At 74.2% G+C, this 2,404-nt stretch carries 2 protein-coding genes; both read left to right on the top strand.

Going from position 1 to position 2,404, the window contains the following annotated elements:
• Nucleotides 1-792, top strand: a 792-nt coding sequence (locus MHW47_RS34560; protein WP_239227787.1) for a DUF3152 domain-containing protein, incomplete at its 5' end; no start/stop codon positions are given.
• 213 nt (nt 793-1,005) lie between these two features.
• On the top strand, nt 1,006-2,404 hold a 1,399-nt coding region (locus tag MHW47_RS34555; RefSeq protein WP_239227786.1), incomplete at its 3' end, for a DUF3492 domain-containing protein.

Genomic DNA, 2,404 nt, shown 5'->3' with positions numbered 1-2,404 from the left:
GGACCGCTCGACCCCGCCCGGGACACCGTGGACACCGCCGCGCACCACGAGATCCGGATCGGCGCGGACGCCACCCGCGCCCTGATCACGACCCTGCCGGCCGCCCACCGCACCACACCGGACGCCGACGACGCCTCCCGTTCGGACGGGCGTACGACGCCGTCCCCCGAACCGGCGTCCGTCACGCCCCTTACGTATGAACAGAAAATGGCCAAGGCGTACCCCCTCTCGCCGGCGCTGACCGGCTCGGGGGAGTTCGAGACCGTGCCCGGTTCCGCGAAGGCGCCCGGCAAGGGCACCAGGCACCGCTACCGGATCGACGTCGAGAAGGGGCTCGGGCTCGACGCCGACCTGTTCGCCCAGGCCGTCCAGCGGACCCTCAACGACGACCGCAGCTGGGCGCACGACGGCGCGATGACCTTCGAGCGGGTCTCCGAGGGCAAGCCGGACTTCGTCATCACCCTGGCCAGCCCCGGCACGACCGGCGCGTGGTGCGCCAAGTCGGGCCTGGACACCATGGAGGACAACGTCTCCTGCGACTCGGCCGCCACCGACCGCGTGATGATCAACGCCTACCGCTGGGCCCAGGGCGCGGCCACCTTCGGTCCGGACAAGCTGTTCGCGTACCGGCAGATGCTGATCAACCACGAGGTCGGCCACCGGCTCGGCCACAACCACGAGAGCTGCGGCACCAAGGGAGCCCTCGCGCCGGTCATGCAGCAGCAGACCAAGACGCTGGACCTCAACGGCGTCAAGTGCCGCCCCAACCCCTGGGTGTACCCGGAGGACTGAGCGCCGGCGCAGGCGCGCCCCTCACTCGTTCGGTGACACCGCGCCCTCTTAGCGCGCCAGAACGCTACGGGGGCGCGAAAGTTACGCCGGTTCACCCCTTTCGGTGGCGCGATGGACAACCGTCCGTCGCGCCACCGGCGTATCCGCTTACGGTCGTCCCGCGAGCCGCCGATCCACCGGTGGCCGCTCACACAGCAGATCGGGGGTGCGCTCGTGCGGATCGGACTGCTCACCGACGGTGGTTATCCGTACGCGACCGGTGAGTCCAGGCTCTGGTGCGACCGTCTGGTACGCGGGCTCGCCCAGCACGAGTTCGACCTCTTCGCGCTCAGCCGCTCCGCCGAGCAGGAGGCGCGCGGCTGGGTCCGGCTCCCGGAGCGGATCCGCAGCGTACGCACCGCCCCCCTGTGGACCGCCGACGAGGAGACCCGCGGCCTGCACGCCCCCCGGGGGCCGCTGGCCCGGCTGCTCACCGGCGGCGGCACCCACCGCTACGGCCGGCGCGAACAGAGCCGGTTCGCCGCCCACTTCACGGACCTCGCCGCCGCCGTCTGCGCCGCCGCCCCCCGCGTCGCGGACGAGCGGTTCAGCCGCGGGCTGCACGGCCTCGCCGACCTGGCCGCCGACCACGGCGGACTGCCCGCCGCCCTGCGTTCCGAGACGGCCGTCCGCATCCTGGAATCCGCCTGCCGCGCCCCCGGCACCGCACGCACCGTGCAGACCGCCACCGTCGCCGACCTCCTCGCCTTCACCGCCGAGCTGGACCGCGCACTGCGCCCCCTCTCCCTCGACTGGTACGACGAGGACGGCCTCGCCGCCGTCGACGTCTGCCACGCCACGTCCGGCGGCACCGCCGCACTGCCCGGACTGCTGGCCAAACGCTTCTTCGGCGTACCGCTGCTGGTCACCGAGTACGCCGTCCGCGTGCGGGCGCACTACCTCGCCTCCGGCGGTACGCCGGCCGGCGCGCCGGTGCGCGCCCTCCTCGCCGGGTTCCACGGACTGCTCGCCACCGAGGTCTACCGGCAGGCCGCCCTCATCACCCCCGGCAACACCCACGCCCGCCGCTGGCAGCAGCGCTGCGGGGCCGACCCGGCCAAGCTGCGCACCGTGTACCCCGGCATGGAGTCCGCCCGGTTCGAGGCGCTCGGCGAGCGCGAGGACGGCGGCGGCCCCGACACGCTCGTCTGGGTCGGCCGCATCGAGCCCGCCAAGGACCTGATCACCCTGCTGCACGCCTTCGCCGAGGTGCGCGCCGCCGCCCCGGACACCCGGCTGCGGATCATCGGCGCGCCCGACCCCGACCCGGCGGGCACCGCCTACCTGGAGCGCTGCCGCGCGGAGGCCGCCCGGCTGCTTCCCGACGCGGCCCCGGTGAGCTTCGAGGAGACCGGCGGACCGGGCGTCCCCGACGTCGCCGACGCGTACGCCGGGGCCGGGGTCGTGGTGCTCTCCAGCGTGGTCGAAGGCTTCCCGATCAGCCTGGTCGAGGCGATGTTCTGCGGCCGGGCCACGGTCTCCACGGACGTCGGCGCGGTCGTCGAGGTGATCGGCGGCACCGGGCTCGTGGTCCCGGCGCGCAACCCCCGCGCGCTCGCGGACGCCTGCCTCG

The sequence above is a fragment of the Streptomyces sp. OfavH-34-F genome, from assembly GCF_022347745.1.
In the GTDB taxonomy this organism is placed as follows: domain Bacteria; phylum Actinomycetota; class Actinomycetes; order Streptomycetales; family Streptomycetaceae; genus Streptomyces.
This window is presented reverse-complemented; position numbering and strand designations above follow the sequence as displayed.